We start from the raw sequence: 15,390 nt of genomic DNA, 5'->3' as shown, positions 1-15,390 counted from the left end.
CATTCATCAACGTCAGATAGGGAGCCGCAAAGCTCCACTCTTCATCCGAGACATCTGTCGGGTATGGCTTGCGTTTTGTCATTCCGCCAGGGTACCAGGTCTGGAGGAAAGTTCCTAACACCCTCTACACGTCAACGTAAGACGTCGTTTGCGACGGCACAAGACGCGGATGCGGTGTGCACTGACAGGCACACAGATCATCGCTCAGCGCCACCTGGCGGCCGTCGGGTCCTGTCGTGGAAATTCGCGCGCCCTCGCACTTGATAAACCCAACGGTCTTGCAGACCGGGCACAGGACGGGATCGGTTTCGTAGGCCTGATCGCGCCCGCCGAGCAGGTCATTACCGTCACCACCCTGCACGATGCCACCCACCGTCGTTTTGTCGCCTTTCACAATGTCGTAACGCCGCATCGTACGCTCCTACACTGCACCCGGTCGCGGCCGGAGGCTATTCAGCAGGGCGTCCCATACCTGCAGTGCTCCCGCCTCATCGACCGGCGACGTTGCCTGATCAGGCGGCAGGTCGCTCCGTGAAGACGTGCCCAGTAGCAGTTCAACCGAGGTATGCGGTTGTGCAAGCGTGGCACGATTGCCCGGTGCTAGCAGATAGAAACGGTAGACCGTAATCGGGCCGTCCTGAACCGCAAACAGGACCTCTTCGGCGTCCATGCCGGCCACCACGCGCTTGCCCTTGCGCAGGATGCGATAGCTGCCAGGCACTCGATCGAGTTGTGCGCGAAGCTCGGACAGATTCTTGGTGAGCGGCTGACCTTGATCCTGCTCGACCGCATCTCGCATCTTGATCAGGAGCAAGGCAGGTCGGCCCGGCAGCAGTGCAAACGACTGGCTGACTTCTTCCGTGTAGGTCGACGATCCGGTGACGATTCCGCCGTCGAAGCAAAACCCCGACTCCGCCGGCACGGCCCAGTTGTCTCGTGCCTTGATGCGCCTGTAGGTGTCGCTGTAGATATTCTCGGAGTTACCGAGAGCAGACGCTCCCATGAGGCCAGCGGTATGAAAGAGTGTGTGGTCCGCAAAGAGGTAGCCATCCGTTCTGAAAGGCATCTCGACTTTCGCCACTCCTTCCTGGTAGATGAAAAACCGCGAATCGTTGACCGGCGAAAATGCCTTCTCCAGCCAGGCCTTCCCGGTTTTCTCATCCAGGTTGACGGGGTTATAGCGTTGCTTCGTACGCAGCTCGTTTTCCCGGGCCTCGACTTTGGTGCGATAGGCATCAAGTGAGACATTGTGAGTTGTTTCGAGTTTGTCTCCCCTGTACGCGTAATGTTGATTCGAAATCTCGCTCGACGCGGGCCGGTCGAATACGAGGCGGCCGATGCACCACGGGCGCATTTTGGACAGCAGCGGATTGTTCATCGTTGGTTCCACGGAAAGCGCAAGAGAGCAGGCACAAAGACCTGCCAGCAGAATGAGGGGGCGAAAGAGGCGAACCATTAACATGTTCCCGGCACCTAGATGTCGTTGACGATCTGGACCACACTGTAAAGTATCGCCCAGTGCGTCCATGGGTGCGCGTAGCTGGTCATATGCTGGTATCCGCCCTGCAGGAACGCCATCTGAACTCCTTTGGCCGGGTCGCCAGGCACATCCGGCTTCAACCCGCGCGCCTGCGCATCGGCCGACCACACCGGCACCGTACCGTCGCCGCGGATGATTCCTGTCCTGGTTGCCACCTGTGACCAGTCCGTCTTGGCATTCACGTCCGGGAACGTGTTCGTCTTCTGGACGGTGAACGTGACGCTCAGTTTGCGTTGCTCCAGAAGCACGCGGATCTCGCCCTTGCCCGAGTCGTGCAGCAACGTTGCGGCCTGAAGTTCAGGCGCCTGCACGTCCGATGGCACATCTCCGGTCCAGATTGCGTTGCCCCACGTCAACAGATTTTTCGTCGGGTCTCTTCATGGCCGATTGGGGAACACGTTGTCAGACGCAGCCGCGATGGGTCACGCGGCGCGTGCCGGCGGTACTTGCGCGCTAGATGATCGCGTCCGGCGCTCCAGTCCGGCGCGCCAGCTTATTTTCTAGCGCGGTCTTCACGTCTGGCCATTCCGTATCAATGATGCTGAACCGCACCGAATTGCGCTTGCGACCGTCGGGCATTATCCGCTCATGGCGCACGATGCCCTCTTGCTTTGCGCCGATGCGTAGAATTGCCGCTCTCGACTTCTCGTTTAGATCATCGGTCGTGAACTGAACTCGGACACTTCGCAGGATCTCGAATGCGTATGTCAAGAGGAGGAATTTCGCCTCCGTGTTCGCTGCCGTTCGTTGAGCTGATTGGCTCAGCCAAGTATGACCAATTTCGATCTTCCTATTGGCCCGGTCGATCTTCCAGAAACGCGTGCTGCCAACGATGCGGCCACTATCACGAGCGATGATCACCAATGGGATCACGTGGCCTTCCTCGTATCCTCGCAATGCCGTAGCAATGTATCGGTCCATAGTCGACGGTTCCGGCACAACAGTCACTTTCAGATTCCATAGCTCGCCGTCTGCTGCTGCGTCTACCAGACCAGGCGCGTCTGCAGGTTCGAGAACGCGAAGTTCAATTGTCTTGCCAGAAAGGGTTAGGCGTGGTGCGTCGTTCATAACCATGAGGAGAGTGTTGAGTCGGCGATGCGCTTGGAGGTTCAGCATCTTTGCGATGTCAGCATCACGAGTTGGGAACCAAGCGTGAGAGCAACCCGATTGTCAGCGATCCTGCACCTGCCGTCGAGTGGCCGGTACTGGCCGGACCCGGAAGTGCATCGGAAGCGCACCGCAACGGATCGCCTTGACCGGCGAACTTCCCCACTCGATCCTTCTCGGTCGCTCGCGATTTCTCCGACCGAACGGCGGCTTCCAGAATACAACGGTCTTCTAATTAGTCGAAGTCAGACGGGTCGTTGGTGAGATTTGCTTCGCTAGTGAGCGCTCACGATTCGTGACTATGCGTGTGGGCAACGACAAGTGTACGTTCACGCAAATCTTGTCTGCAGCGTCGCGAGACGCGCCCGAAGCTCAGGTAAGCGTCAGGGCGGCGATACGTTCAGTGCCGTGCGACTTGCGAGCTCAAAAGAGGATGTATGGACCCGCGCAGCATCGTCGAGGCTCCGCTCGAACCGAATTCGCAGCCGACAAAACTCGCCCGGTTGCCCTTCTGGGCACTATTGAGTCCGTTCGTCGCTGGCGACCCACCCGAACCGACCGTGACACTCGGATTTCGATCACTGAATTGCTGAACTGACGCGTGCGTGAACCCAACGGCGAAATCAGGAGGTCGTGCGATGCCACCCCAACGGCCGACGCCACCGCGTGATGCTGGTCGAAGAGCTTTGAACCAGCACTCTCACTTGGCCGCAATACAAAACGCCAGCAGTCCCGAAGTGACCTCATCAATGATCTGCTTCATCTCAGAATACACGGGATGAAACGGCGTCGAATTATGTTTGCTCCCCCACTCGATCGTATAAGAGAACACTTTCGCCTTCTTTGCATCAATGATGTGGCGGCTGTACGCGTAGTCGTCAGAGGTGCCTGCCGTCGGATAGAGGCTCATCGACTGCTCGGTCTTGTACACGCGTCCGCGCGACGCCTTGATCGCATCGCACATCTCGTTGGCAAGTTCGACGGCGATCTTCTTGTCCCCCGCTTCGATGTACTCACGATACGCTTGGTCGCTTGCGATACCGCGCTTGCCATCGTAAGCCGGGTTCTGGAAGTTTATGTCGGGATGACTGCTCTGGTCCTCGTCATCACCCCAGTTGTACAGGATGTCTTCCGAAAAGCTATGCAGATCGACGAAATACTGGATGTGCGGATACGTATCGAACATCCACACAGCGTTTTTCGTCTCCGGCTCCGACTCAGCCGACGGTCCAATATAAACCTGGTAGTCGCAAGGATCAGTGGAATTCTGAATGGGACACTGTGGATCGAAGTACTGCGGGAAATTCCACAGGAAATTGTAGTTGCGGTTGATATCCACGCCGCAACATTGCGGCTTCGTATGCCCCGCAGGCGCGGGCCGCCGGTTCTTGCGCCACATCGACTCCGCAGTCATGCTGTAATTACGTCCATCAGGATTCGCTTGTGGAAACACAAAAACGTCTTTCGTTTCGATAACGTTCCTGATATCCATCGCGTCGAATGTGCGGGTGCCGATCGTGATCGGCGTATTTGTTCGATACGCATTCGAAAGCAGTTGTACGAAATGAATCAGGATGTCCGGGCTTCCCCATTCGCGTGCGTGCACACCGCCCAGAAAATAGATGCCGGGACGCTTCTCGCCGCTGCCTTTTGCAATCTTCAGCGCGTGACAGGTGCGCTTTTCCCAAGTCGGATGAGGCAGCTTGATCAGTTGCGTGAAGCTGTCGTTGGGCGCAGCGCTCTCGGCGGCGAGCGCGGCTTCTACCTGTTCGACATCGAGATACGCCGTGGCCGCAGCCACCGATAATGCATTGGTCGTGAGCGGCGCCGCCTTCCGTGCGCGTACCTCCGACTGTCGCACCTTACCTTGAGCGTCCGCGTCCTCCAACTGCTCGAGCTTATAGCCCGCCGCCGTGAGCGTCGTGATTTGCTCATCTGTTACGTGCGCGTCGACACAGTAGCCGTCGGAAACCTTTTCGATCGTATGGCGCGCGACCGTGATCTTGTACTTCGTTACGAGATCTGCCAAGGCCGCGAAATCGTTTCCTGTGATGCGAGCGTGGTAGCGGGACATGTCGATTCTCCCTTGACGCATGGCCGGTCCTTCGTACCAAGAACGGCGAGCGAGTCGATTATTTCAATAAGTACTTGCCTGTAGCAAGGGCGGGCGGCGTGCAATGTTTCTCACCTATTTATTTTCTTGCTATGAAGTACTGAGGCATCTTCTTAAAAAAAAGTAAACGCTTGCCATCAGGCAGTTCATGTCACAGGCTTGTCGCCTAGGATTTGCAGGCAGACGGAATTCGTGAGACTGGGGCCGAATTCGCGAGACTGAAAGACGGAACTGATGAGACTGACAACATTGAAAACCGCGCAGGTGCGCAACGGTCCGCTATTGCACCTTGCAGGAACGGAATGCACGACTTCGACGGTCAGTGTAATGAGTCGTCGATTGAACGCCTGTCTTGAGGCCTGGACCGTCTTTAACCGACCCACTCCAGTCAGACAGTTTTGTTCAAACCGGTCAGTCAGCCAAAATCGGGTTTTGCAAACGGGAGTGCCACCAAGCGGCCGCTGGCGAACTCACCCAATCGGACATGAAGGGTCATACGCACGCACCGTCGCACAGACATTCAAACGTCGATTCCGCTCAGCAACCGGCCATTCAAGTCGCAATGTTGAAGTGTTGCTTGTCGGCCATTGCCGACGTCCGTTCGCCGCCGCCATGCTAGTAATGCGGTGCGCCAATTCAGCGCTTCTTCTTACCGCGAGTTCTCCGGTAATTGGTGGTTATCCCGAGCTTTTTGTTCCGGTGGATGACGAACGCGCTGAGTGGAGTAGCGATAAGAATGAGCGCTATTAACCCGGCGGTCAACCTCCTTTCGCGGCGCGCGTCATACGTGCTGAACGCGGAGGAAGTAATCCGCGGTGAGAGCGTGTTACTTGCGGCCGGTTGCAGCAGCGCGGCGCTGGCCTCAGTGCCTTGACGCGTCACAGAGGCTCCAGATGTTGGCGATGCTACGGCTGCAGAAAGACTGAGCTCGTCAAGAGGAAGAACGCCTGCATCAGATGTAGGTCCAACGGGAGCCAATTTGGATGCTGAAGCCATACGCGGAGCGGGCGCAGCGGCAGTCTTCGCTTCCGCGGGCTTAGTTTTCGTTTTCCATTGCACGAGGACCGTGCCAATGCTGCGCATGTCGGTGGACGCGTTCCGGAAGTGCCTCCGTCGAGCGGGTTGTCCGGGTGATAGCCTACCGCTGCTGAGAAGGGCCTGTTGTTGAGTGAGGATATCGTTGTACTCGTTGTTCAGAATGGCGTGGTCACAGATGACGCGCTCGGCTAGTCGGCGGGCTGCCGCGCATTCAATGTCACTCGTCCATACTCCGGTCCGAGCAAAGACTGCCATGTACAGCAGCAGTTCCAGGCACTGCCTCGAACGCCCTAGCCCTCCTTGTATTCCGTGACCGTCCTTTGGCATCTTTCGAATCCCATCATGGCGCATTGGCGTCCAAACGTTTCAGCGCGGAGGCCATACGTCGCAAGAAGCGTTTGCTGAGTCTGATGTCGTTTAAGGAATAGCGGTTGCTCATATGTTGGAACGCAAATCATCCAGGAGCTTAAAAATGGCGACTCAACCTACCGAGCAACGCTCGCCCGACGACAACTCGGAGAATGACGTCGATTCAACAGTCGAAGACACGTTTCCGGCGAGCGACCCGCCGTCGACAGGCGGGGCGACCAAAATTGCGGCAGACGAGAATGCTGAAACGCAGACGGACAGCGACGTGCCAGGAACAGAACCGGACGAAGACGTGCCCGACGAGCAGACACCTCCGGAGCCGTCTCCCGGCGACCAGCCGCTCGGCGAAAAGGCACTTTGAGCGGTAAACGGGGTGTGCGACGAAAGACGAGGCTCGCCCGACTTGCAGCGGGCCGGTCTGGGCTCGCGATAATCGCATGCGACGGACCCTGTCGCCCCCAACGCACTTCTCATCCTGCGCTGCCAATAATGTAAATTGATTGCGCGGGATCACCGGCCCCCGCAAGCGACGTTAGCAGTTCCGCGCGACCTACGACCATCGAACCGTCGGTAAGCCGAAGTCGCCGTCGGCGGGTTCATGAAACATAGCCGTCGCGGTAGCGCGAACGGTGCTGCTTTCGCACGCCGCCATTTGCGAAGCATTCCACTCCTAGCCTGGCCGGCTAGTGCCGCCGTATTGATGCCGGATTCTGCCGCTCTGAAATCAGTTGCGAAACCAGCGTTAGCAACTGCTCAACGCCCGCCGGATTTTGAACATAGGCGTCGGAAAGGGACGCGTGCGGGTCTGTCGGCTGCGGGCCGTCGGACAGCAGGATGACAGGAAAGCCTTCGCCCGGGTGCGCGTGTCGTTGCAACTTCCAAAGGGCGATTTTGTCTAGCACCTTCGAGTCGGTGACAACGATGTCCGGAAGTCTCCCTGACACCATTTCCAATGCCTCCAGGCAATCGAGCGCCGTCATGATGTGATGACCCGCAGACTCCAGAGAAAGTCGCAGCACGTCAATTAGATGAGGCTCTTTGCCGACCAGCAATATTCTGCTCATGGACATCCCCGCTTGGTTGCTTTTCAGGCGCGCATGGGACGTGCCTGGTTGAGTGTCGCTGGCGAGCGCGGGTATTGGAAGGCGGGCAGGTTCCGTTGCCGCCTCCCGCGACGTGCATCTTGCGCGGGCACCGCCGCACGCCGCCCTCGCAAGCGAAGGCGCAAACCCCGCTTCTTCAGCACGGCATTTGTGGTTGCCAAAGGGAGGAACTCGGGCGAGGCTGAACCGTAACGTAGCGCCGGTGAATCGGATTAGAACTGGCCCCGCCTTCAACCTCTAGCTAGTGCCCGGTTTACTGGACCGGTATGGGCCGCCGGCTGCGGATGCGGCGTCACGTCCCCTTGTCCTCGCCCGGTTCAGGATGCAAGCGAATATGCAGGTGCGCGAGCCAGCGCCCGTACCCGCTCGCATAAACAAGGTCGTTTTACTGACGCAGCCACCGGCCGTTCGGATGCCCACCCACGCTCCGCGCACGCCGCTCAGGCGGGGCCCCTACGATGAGAACACCGAAGCCGAAGGGATGCGCGGCAGGCAGTTACCAGCATGGACGGGGCATGTCGAATAACACTTATCTTTTTCGCGCAGTTTTGACCTGTTCAACAGCCTGCTGGGCCGCTTTGTTTGTGGCGGAAGTTGCTGCCTCAATGTTGTCTTCGGCAATTTCCCGTGCTTGTTCGGCGGCCTTTTTACCGGCTTCAATTGTCGCGCCCGTCGCCTCGCTGGCGGCAGTCACAGCCGACTGCATCGCACTCACAGCGGCTTCGCTTCCCGCCGGTGCATTGCTCGCGACCGTGTCTACCAACGCCTGTGTCTTCTGCTGTTGCTGCTTCAGTTGGGCCTCGGCGCTCGCGGCCAGTTCGGCCTGGGTGCTGTACAGGATGGTGCTCACGTGCCGCCAGTACGACTGTGCTTCCTGCATGGCGGCTTGCGCCCGCCTTGCCTGCAAGACGAATAGTTCCTGCGGGTCTTTGGTTGACAATGCCAGGTTTGCGATTGCCTGATTTTCGGCAAGCGTCGATTTGACCGCCCGCAGGTTCAGTTCGGTCAGCTTTTCGATGCAGCCAAATGCCTTGGTCCATGCATCGGACAGCGTTTCCAAGCTGGCTCTTTGCAAAGCAACCACTGGTTCACCAGAAAGACTGCTCATTACAACCTCCATCTGGGTAAGGTAGCGGTAATCTGGGAGTCATTCTTCGATGGCACCCCGAACAACGCTACTGGGCAGGAGTCTGATCGCGAGCAAGGGCTGGTCCAGGGAATCCGTGCAATGTCAGCTGTCGTGTGAATCGCGACCGGGACAACCAGCGGCGCGCCATACAGACCTCTGCCGGGCACAGCGACGCACGGGAAGCCAGCCGGAACACGAACGGCAGGTGTCGTGCTGGCATGCAACTTGGGGGCAAGACTCAGCACCCGGGTGACGCAGGCCATGCCGATGGGCTGGCTCCATGCGAATGTCAAGGACGACGCCTCGACGGCCTTTGCACCTGCGCGCCTTCCGGCGCGTTTTCTTCACACAAAGCAGTGCGCGCCGCTGCTGCGAGCGCCCCTCAGGCTTCGTACTTGAATGACAAAGATACGCGCGCGCGATACTCGACGACCTTGCCGCCATCGACCCTCATGTCGAGCTTGCAGACTTCGGCAACGCGCAAATCTCGTAGCGAATTCGCAGCGAGTTCCACAGCATTCTTCGCGGCATCTTCCCAGGAGTTCGGGCTGGTGCCGATAATCTCAGTGACGCTGTAAACGCTGCATTCAGTGTCCTGCGTGGCCATGATTTCCACTCCTCTCGGTTAGGAGGCGCGATTCCCGCACCTCGGTCATTTCATCATAGGCCCCGACGTGCCGACCGTCGTCGCTGCCCTCGGAGCCGCGCGTCTCGGCCGGTTAGCGGCCGGTGGATTTTTCGGATGTTGTGCGCCCGCCACCTATATCGCAGGCGTTCGTTCCTGACGAAGGCCGGCGCTCAATGCTCGTGGAGCGATGGGCCTCGTTCCGAGCGCTGTCCAGGCAACTATCGCCACTTTTCCCAACGTGATGTTGCCAAGGACGGAGCCGAAACTTCGCTCGAGTCGGTATTACCCTTCAAATCTCTACCTGCGCTCCCAGTTCGATGACCCGATTGGGCGGAATCTTGAAGTAATCAGCCGCGTCGCGAGCGTTGCGAGACATCGCGGAATACAAGGCCTCCCGCCACAGCGCCATGCCGCCTTTCGGCGTGGCGAGGACTGTCTGGCGGGCGATAAAGAAGGAGGTTTGCATCGGGTTAATCGAGAGTCCAGCATGCCGACCTTTTTGCAAAGCGCGTGGTATGTCGCGCTCATCCGAGAACCCATAGTAGACGTTGACTTGATAGCAGTTGTGTCCAAGCGGGACCACTTTGATGCGTTCCCTATCCGGGACTCTGGGGATGTCGGTGGCGTACACAGTCAAAAATATCGTTCGTTCATGCAGCACCTGGTTGTGCAGTAGGTTATGCAACAGCGCATGGGGTACGCCGTCACCTTCTGCACGGAAGAAGACGGCCGTACCGGGCACGCGTAGCGGTGGATTGATGAAGAGCGACTGGAGGAAGTCGTCGAGAGGGATGAGTTGGCGTTGGAGGCTTTGGAATACCAGTTCGCGCCCCCTTCGCCACGTCAGCATGAGCATGACCATCAGCGCACTGATTGTTAGCGTAAACCAGCCGCCGCTAATGATTTTCAAACTCGTGGAAGAGAACAAAGCGACGTCAATCGTCAAAAAGAATCCGGTCGCTGCGACCGACAGCAACAGCGGAAATTTCCAGCCGAAACGAACAACGAAGAACGTCAGCAGCGTCGTCGTCAACATCGTAGCGGTCGCAGCAATGCCATAGGCCGAAGCCAAATTGGAAGACGAGCCGAATCCCACAACGGCCAATATGACAGCCGTGAGCTGGAGCCAATTGACGAGTGGGATGTAGATTTGCCCCTTTTGACTTTCAGAGGTCTGGCGGATGCGCATACGAGGCAGGAAGCCCAGCGCAATAGCTTGCTGAGTCACTGAAAATGCACCAGAGATTGTCGCCTGCGATGCGATAACGGTCGCCATCGTCGAGAGCACTACGAGCGGATAGACGCTCCAAGGGCCAAGTTGCAGAAAGAAAGGATTCGAAACCGCTGCCGGATTCGATAACAACAAGGCGCCTTGCCCGAGGTAATTGAGTGCCAGCGCGGGAGCGACGATAGAGAACCAGGCCAAGCGAACTGTCTTCTTGCCAAAATGGCCCATATCAGCATACAGCGCTTCCGCACCGGTGAGCGCCAGGACAACGGCACCGAGGGCGACGAAGGCCAGCCACCGGTTGTGGATGAGAAAGCCGAGGGCGTGGAGCGGATTGAAGGCAATCAGAATGACCGGGTTCTTAGCGATATTAGCAACGCCCATCGCAGCAAGCGTAATGAACCAGACCAGCACAATCGGGCCGAACCATTTTCCGATACCGGCTGTGCCCCTGCGCTGCAACAAGTACAGTGCAACGAGAACGGCCAATGTCAAAGAGATAACATACGGCTTAAGAGCAGGCGCGGCCACTTCCAACCCTTCAATGGCCGACAAGACTGAAATGGCTGGCGTAATCACACCGTCGCCGAAAAACAGCCCTGCGCCGACCATGCCAAGCAGCATCACCGGATAGTACCAACGGGATTTCTGAGTGACCGACGATAGCGCTAACGCGGTCATCGCCATAATGCCGCCTTCCCCTCGGTTGTCCGCCCGCAAAACAAGAGTTACGTACTTGAGCGAAATCACGATTATGAGGCCCCACAAAATCAGCGAGACCACCCCCAGCACGTTGACAGGGACAGGCGAAAGACCGTGATGTTTCGCGAATACCTCCTTCATTGTGTAAAGCGGACTGGTTCCAATGTCGCCATACACAATTCCAATGGCAGCCAGCGTCAGCGCAGCAATGCTACTTTTATTGGAGTCTGTATTCACGACGCCGCCTCATTGTTGCGCTTTAAAGCATGTAACTGCGGAGCGAACTGCTGCCCCAGCCCACTACAACTTCTGCAACCGTCGCATCGCATCCGACCTCCGCTTACGTTCCAGCAGTTCCCCGTGACGGCGCTTCCCAACTTGTGATAGTGATTATAGGCGGGTGCCATTCTTGCCCGCTCCGAATCCGTAGCCGCGAAGTTCGCGCAAGTCTATGCATTCGGGCTGGCAGGACGCTGCATGGAAGTACGCGCACTCTAAAGAAAGACGTCGGCTTCTGATACTCATGGCGGTGATGGTGGTCTTCTTGGGAGCCCTTTATGCATTCGTGGTATGTCGCCGGCCCAGCAGATGTGTCTCAATGTTTCGAGTGGGAGCCGGCGGAGTCTCGAAACTGGGTGACGGTCATGTCGGCCGGAACGCGCAGGTCGTGGCGGTAAATGCCGAGACACACAACTTCTGCTTTCCACTCAAAGACTTTGGCGGGCACCTGTCCTGTCGCCTTTAGTAGACGCTGCCTTGGTTCTTACAGCACTAGGCGAGTAGACTTGTTGCAGTGCGCCGATTGAGAGGCTCAGGAAATGACCCCGGATTCCGAAATCAAAGCTCTTTTGTTCGATGTCTTTGGCACCGTCGTTGATTGGCGAGGCGGTGTTGCGCGAGAAGTAGGCCCGTTTCTCAGCCGTCACAACATGGCCGTTGACGCCACCGAGTTCGCAGACGCGTGGCGACGTGAATACTCGCCCGCTATGGAAGAAATTAGAAGGGGACGACGGTCGTTTGTCCGCCTTGACGTCCTTCACAAAGAGAATCTGGTCAAGGTCTTGCGCAGCTTCGGCATTGATGTCGACTCCGTCACCGCCGCCGAACTTGATGAGTTGAACCTTGCCTGGCATCGGCTAGATCCTTGGCCTGACTCTGTAGAAGGGCTGTTGAGACTCAAGCGTCGATTCATTATCGCGCCCCTTTCAAATGGAAATATCAGATTGATGGTGGACATGGCAAAGCGTGCCGCGCTTCCTTGGGACGCGATTCTCGGCGCCGAAGTCGTCAGAGTGTACAAACCATCGCCACAAGTCTATGCTGACACCACCGAAATCCTTGGACTGAGCCCATCGCAGGTTTGCATGGTCGCGGCGCATGACGGCGATTTGGCGGCAGCGCGTCAATGCGGCCTAAAAACTGCCTTTGTGCTTCGGCCTGTCGAACATGGCCCGGACCAACAGAGCCACTTACGCGCTGAACGGCCGTGGGATTATGAGGCGGCAGACCTAAACGACCTGGCGATGCAACTAGGTTGCCCGACTTGACGGCTCCCAACGCCGCCGCTGCCCACGCTTTGTCCGACAGGCCGCGCCGACTGTGATGACGGCAACCGAAAATTCAGGCGGTGGACTCATTTGCTGCTGGCAACGAAAGCCCCACGAAGCCCCGCACTCCGGCTCCAACCAGTCTTTTCGGCGAAACCCCATTCTGCTCAGCCCTCACAAGCATCTTTATCGCTTGAGGCCCAGCCATCGAGTCGGGTCGTGCAAGCAACCAAGCATCGAGCGGGACCGAGCTTGCGACGAAAGGCCCATTACGTCGCGAGACGGCTTTGTGCCCAACTAGCAAACGCATCCTGCATTTCCTGCTCGCTCTGAGTTCCTCCGGAAAATTCGCGCTGACTGGAGGAGTACACATAGACGATTTGTTCCGCAACTATATTGCGAATGACGTTCGTCGCTTTCTTCGGGCGGACGAGCAAGGTGAACAGGAAGCCGAGCAACGTCGGGCAGCACAGGCGCAATAGAACGAAACGTCGTCGGCTTGCTGCACCCGGTGGAACCAGAAAATCGCTGGTCCACCGGTCACCTGACAACTTCGTCTAGGTCGTGAACTCGGCGCCAGACTCGACTGTTGACACCTGGGCGGCGGGCACCGCCACGCTCTTGCGCGACGCTTTTTTCGCCGGCGCCTTCTTGGCCGCAGCCTTCTTTGCCGCCGGGGCCTTCTTGGCCGCAGCCTTCTTCGCCGTCGGGGCCTCCTTGGCAGCAGCCTTCTTGACCACCGGCTTCTTGTCGGCCGCAGTAGCGCCGTCAATCAGAAATCGACTGCGGTCCTTGGCGTTGGCGATCCACGCCGGCGCGCGACCGCGTCCACTCCACGTCGCGCCGCTCTTGGGGTCAAGATAGAGCGCTGGCTGCGTGCCTCTCACGTAGTTTCCTGCCTTCGCAACCTTCTTGGCAGCAGGTGCCGACACCAAAGCATTGCCTTCAACGAGAAACTTCGAGCGGTCCTTTGCGCCGGCAATCCACGCTGGCGCGCGTCCGTGTCCTGACCACGTCGCGCCGGTCTTTGGGTCGCGATATTTCGCTATCGAGCTCCCAGCTTTCGCTGCAGCCTTGTTCCCTGTCTTCGGTCCGCGTTTCTTGCCACCAACATGTGAATCGATGTCAGCAGTAGTCAGGCCGTGTTCTGCCATCAATTCCCGAATCTTGTCGATAACGGCGCTCGATTTTTTTGCGACGAGCGCGTCGGCCTGCGCCTGCAGTCTCTGGATTTTTGCTTGCAAGGATTCCAAGGTCGCCATTCGCGCCTCCGCAGTTGAGATGCCCGCACTATGCCATGGGTAAGATGCAGTGTGCTACTTCTGGCTGGAAGGCCCAATAGACCTGCCTGCCTGCACAGAGACGAAACCGGCGAAACAGGTCGCAAACCGAGGAACTGTTATTACCCGCCGAGGTTCAGGTACGAATTCAATGTCCCGGTACAACGGGCGCTCCGTAAGCGAATTTTGTGAGCTAAACCTACAGGTCGCGCGAATACTTCGACGCAAGCTCCCGGTCGAGGACGCTGTCGAAGGCAATTCCGGCAATGTGGTCGCTAGTTGGTACCAGTGATTTGATAAAGGTGCGCACTGCCGCTGGCGGCTCGTTGTAGCTAGGAAACCTGACAGGCAACGGATAGCCGCTCTCCAGCAATGGGGCGAGGACGTCATCCAGCGTCCTTTGCTGAACCAGACACCGGTCCTTCGCACTCTTGTTCTTCACCGAATCTGGCGACAGTTCGTCCCGCACCACAAGCACGGCTTGGACGTCGGGGACGACCTCTGGTATTCCGTCGCCCCAAACTATAACAGTCGTGAGTTCCCCGTTGACGGCAAGTAGCATGACCTTCGGCACAAACAGGGATTCACCGAACTTCGCCTGTGTCTGGTCAATGAGCGAGTTCCATCGCCAGATGCGCTCCAGCACAGCGGAGGGCAGTGTATAAAGTTTGCGGGTTGGATGCTGCATCTGAAGAATGGCTTCGTACGCGGCCTCGTTGCCCGCATTCCATCCCGAGAGAAAGCGGTCGCTTGCGTAGGGCCCTGAACCCATACCGTGCAACTGCGGGTCCTCTATTTTTGGCGAAAAGCGAGCAACAAACGCGCGTACCTCCGGTTCGGCCTCCAGGCCGAACACATGGGGCCGGAAATAGTTCATGTTGAAGGCGACGCGGCTAACCAAGGCCTGTGCCGAATCGCGCGACCAATTAAATTGGAAATACACTCCGGTATTCGCGTTTTGGTAGACTGCTCCGTCGCTTACCTGATAATGCGACCGTTCTCTGAAATGACGCTGAATGTCCGCGCATGATGTGGGCTGCGCAAGGTCAAAATACAGGTCGTAGCTCATATTTACCCAAGTCGATTATGTGACTCTGACGTCGGTGACTCCGGGCACCGGCCCGCATTCGTCGGCGATGTGGGTCGTGGGCTATCTAGCCCTATCGATGGACTCGATATGCACGCCGAGCCGGTTGTTGGACTGATGCACCCGAACCGCTTCAGCGCCGCTCCAATATTGCGCGCCATACGTGTCACAGACCTTGACTATGCGTCGCAAAGCCGGCTCTTGAACGACCAGGAACCTCTTGCAGCCCTTTCGCGTATCTCGCATTTCCATTCGAAACGGCTCCTCATACACAGATTCTTGCGCCGGGGTGATGCGCATTTCGAAGGACTGCGCGTAGTGACCAACGACCGCTGTCGAGCCCGTGATAAGCAGCGCGGCCGCGGCAATGTCGCTAAGCCAGACGGCCACATTGGCGCGGACTGGGCGCACCGCCCGCTGAGCCAAGACGAAAATCAAGCATGCCGCGCCGAATGCGGCAAACACAGCCATTGCCGCAGTTGCCCAACATCCGTAAGGCGCAAGACCATCGAGATAATA

15 protein-coding genes are annotated in these 15,390 nt (G+C 57.9%); 2 read left to right on the top strand and 13 right to left on the bottom strand.

The window, feature by feature from the left end:
• From C0Z16_RS39065 to C0Z16_RS32300, 6 genes are all read right to left on the bottom strand, one after another.
• Positions 1–82, bottom strand: an 82-nt coding sequence (locus tag C0Z16_RS39065; RefSeq protein WP_407070698.1) for a transposase, incomplete at its 3' end; no start/stop codon positions are given.
• Positions 83–124: 42 nt separating this feature from the next.
• A complete protein-coding gene (locus C0Z16_RS32320) occupies positions 125–412 on the bottom strand; it encodes a PAAR domain-containing protein (RefSeq protein ID WP_102636088.1) in 288 nt (95 codons plus the stop codon).
• Between the two features lie 9 nt (positions 413–421).
• Positions 422–1,378 (bottom strand): T6SS immunity protein Tli4 family protein, encoded by a 957-nt coding sequence (locus C0Z16_RS32315; protein WP_244201436.1) that lies wholly within the window; start codon positions 1,376–1,378, stop codon positions 422–424.
• Between the two features lie 95 nt (positions 1,379–1,473).
• Positions 1,474–1,896, bottom strand: a complete 423-nt coding sequence (locus C0Z16_RS32310) for a hypothetical protein (protein ID WP_175130780.1) — start codon at positions 1,894–1,896, stop codon at positions 1,474–1,476.
• 97 nt (positions 1,897–1,993) lie between these two features.
• Entirely contained in the window at positions 1,994–2,608 is a 615-nt protein-coding gene (locus C0Z16_RS32305; protein ID WP_102636092.1) for a GNAT family N-acetyltransferase, read from the bottom strand.
• A gap of 739 nt (positions 2,609–3,347) precedes the next feature.
• Positions 3,348–4,721 (bottom strand): M14 family metallopeptidase, encoded by a 1,374-nt coding sequence (locus tag C0Z16_RS32300; protein ID WP_102636086.1) that lies wholly within the window; start codon positions 4,719–4,721, stop codon positions 3,348–3,350.
• Between the two features lie 1,549 nt (positions 4,722–6,270).
• Between C0Z16_RS32300 and C0Z16_RS32290 the strand changes: the two genes are divergently transcribed.
• Positions 6,271–6,528 carry a hypothetical protein gene (locus C0Z16_RS32290; RefSeq protein ID WP_102636084.1) on the top strand — a complete coding sequence of 86 codons (258 nt, stop codon included), beginning with the start codon at positions 6,271–6,273 and terminating at the stop codon, positions 6,526–6,528.
• A gap of 322 nt (positions 6,529–6,850) precedes the next feature.
• Here C0Z16_RS32290 and C0Z16_RS32285 read toward each other — a convergent pair whose 3' ends face one another.
• From C0Z16_RS32285 to C0Z16_RS32270, 4 genes are all read right to left on the bottom strand, one after another.
• Positions 6,851–7,231: a DNA-binding transcriptional response regulator gene (locus C0Z16_RS32285; protein WP_102636091.1), complete on the bottom strand. Its 381-nt coding sequence runs from the start codon at positions 7,229–7,231 to the stop codon at positions 6,851–6,853.
• 568 nt (positions 7,232–7,799) lie between these two features.
• Positions 7,800–8,378 (bottom strand): phasin family protein, encoded by a 579-nt coding sequence (locus tag C0Z16_RS32280; RefSeq protein WP_102636083.1) that lies wholly within the window; start codon positions 8,376–8,378, stop codon positions 7,800–7,802.
• Between the two features lie 403 nt (positions 8,379–8,781).
• Complete coding sequence (locus C0Z16_RS32275) at positions 8,782–9,006, bottom strand: dodecin family protein (protein ID WP_018419010.1); 225 nt, start codon at positions 9,004–9,006, stop codon at positions 8,782–8,784.
• Between the two features lie 310 nt (positions 9,007–9,316).
• Positions 9,317–11,194 carry a potassium transporter Kup gene (locus C0Z16_RS32270; RefSeq protein ID WP_102636082.1) on the bottom strand — a complete coding sequence of 626 codons (1,878 nt, stop codon included), beginning with the start codon at positions 11,192–11,194 and terminating at the stop codon, positions 9,317–9,319.
• A 581-nt stretch (positions 11,195–11,775) separates the two neighbouring features.
• On the opposite strand from C0Z16_RS32270, the gene C0Z16_RS32265 reads away from it, so the two are divergent.
• The gene (locus C0Z16_RS32265) at positions 11,776–12,504 is read left to right on the top strand and encodes a haloacid dehalogenase type II (protein ID WP_102636081.1); all 729 of its coding nucleotides are present in this window, start codon (positions 11,776–11,778) and stop codon (positions 12,502–12,504) included.
• 557 nt (positions 12,505–13,061) lie between these two features.
• Here C0Z16_RS32265 and C0Z16_RS32255 read toward each other — a convergent pair.
• From C0Z16_RS32255 to C0Z16_RS32245, 3 genes are all read right to left on the bottom strand, one after another.
• Entirely contained in the window at positions 13,062–13,766 is a 705-nt protein-coding gene (locus tag C0Z16_RS32255) for an H-NS family nucleoid-associated regulatory protein (protein WP_102636079.1), read from the bottom strand.
• Positions 13,767–13,983: 217 nt separating this feature from the next.
• On the bottom strand, positions 13,984–14,853 hold the full coding sequence (locus C0Z16_RS32250; RefSeq protein WP_102636078.1) for a hypothetical protein: 870 nt from the start codon (positions 14,851–14,853) through the stop codon (positions 13,984–13,986).
• An 81-nt stretch (positions 14,854–14,934) separates the two neighbouring features.
• The gene (locus C0Z16_RS32245; protein WP_102636077.1) at positions 14,935–15,342 is read right to left on the bottom strand and encodes a hypothetical protein; all 408 of its coding nucleotides are present in this window, start codon (positions 15,340–15,342) and stop codon (positions 14,935–14,937) included.
• Positions 15,343–15,390 lie beyond the last annotated feature (48 nt).

The organism is Paraburkholderia rhynchosiae (assembly GCF_002879865.1).
Taxonomy (GTDB): domain Bacteria; phylum Pseudomonadota; class Gammaproteobacteria; order Burkholderiales; family Burkholderiaceae; genus Paraburkholderia; species Paraburkholderia rhynchosiae.
This window is presented reverse-complemented; position numbering and strand designations above follow the sequence as displayed.

Coding starts and splice junctions, on each gene's coding strand:
- C0Z16_RS32290 (WP_102636084.1), top strand. CDS start 6,271: ATGGCGACTCAACCTACCGAGCAACGCTCGCCCGACGACAACTCGGAG.
- C0Z16_RS32280 (WP_102636083.1), bottom strand. CDS start 8,378: ATGAGCAGTCTTTCTGGTGAACCAGTGGTTGCTTTGCAAAGAGCCAGC.
- C0Z16_RS32255 (WP_102636079.1), bottom strand. CDS start 13,766: ATGGCGACCTTGGAATCCTTGCAAGCAAAAATCCAGAGACTGCAGGCG.
- C0Z16_RS32250 (WP_102636078.1), bottom strand. CDS start 14,853: ATGAGCTACGACCTGTATTTTGACCTTGCGCAGCCCACATCATGCGCG.
- C0Z16_RS32300 (WP_102636086.1), bottom strand. CDS start 4,721: ATGTCCCGCTACCACGCTCGCATCACAGGAAACGATTTCGCGGCCTTG.
- C0Z16_RS32315 (WP_244201436.1), bottom strand. CDS start 1,378: ATGAACAATCCGCTGCTGTCCAAAATGCGCCCGTGGTGCATCGGCCGC.
- C0Z16_RS32285 (WP_102636091.1), bottom strand. CDS start 7,231: ATGAGCAGAATATTGCTGGTCGGCAAAGAGCCTCATCTAATTGACGTG.
- C0Z16_RS32305 (WP_102636092.1), bottom strand. CDS start 2,608: ATGAACGACGCACCACGCCTAACCCTTTCTGGCAAGACAATTGAACTT.
- C0Z16_RS32265 (WP_102636081.1), top strand. CDS start 11,776: ATGACCCCGGATTCCGAAATCAAAGCTCTTTTGTTCGATGTCTTTGGC.
- C0Z16_RS32245 (WP_102636077.1), bottom strand. CDS start 15,342: ATGGCTGTGTTTGCCGCATTCGGCGCGGCATGCTTGATTTTCGTCTTG.
- C0Z16_RS32320 (WP_102636088.1), bottom strand. CDS start 412: ATGCGGCGTTACGACATTGTGAAAGGCGACAAAACGACGGTGGGTGGC.
- C0Z16_RS32275 (WP_018419010.1), bottom strand. CDS start 9,006: ATGGCCACGCAGGACACTGAATGCAGCGTTTACAGCGTCACTGAGATT.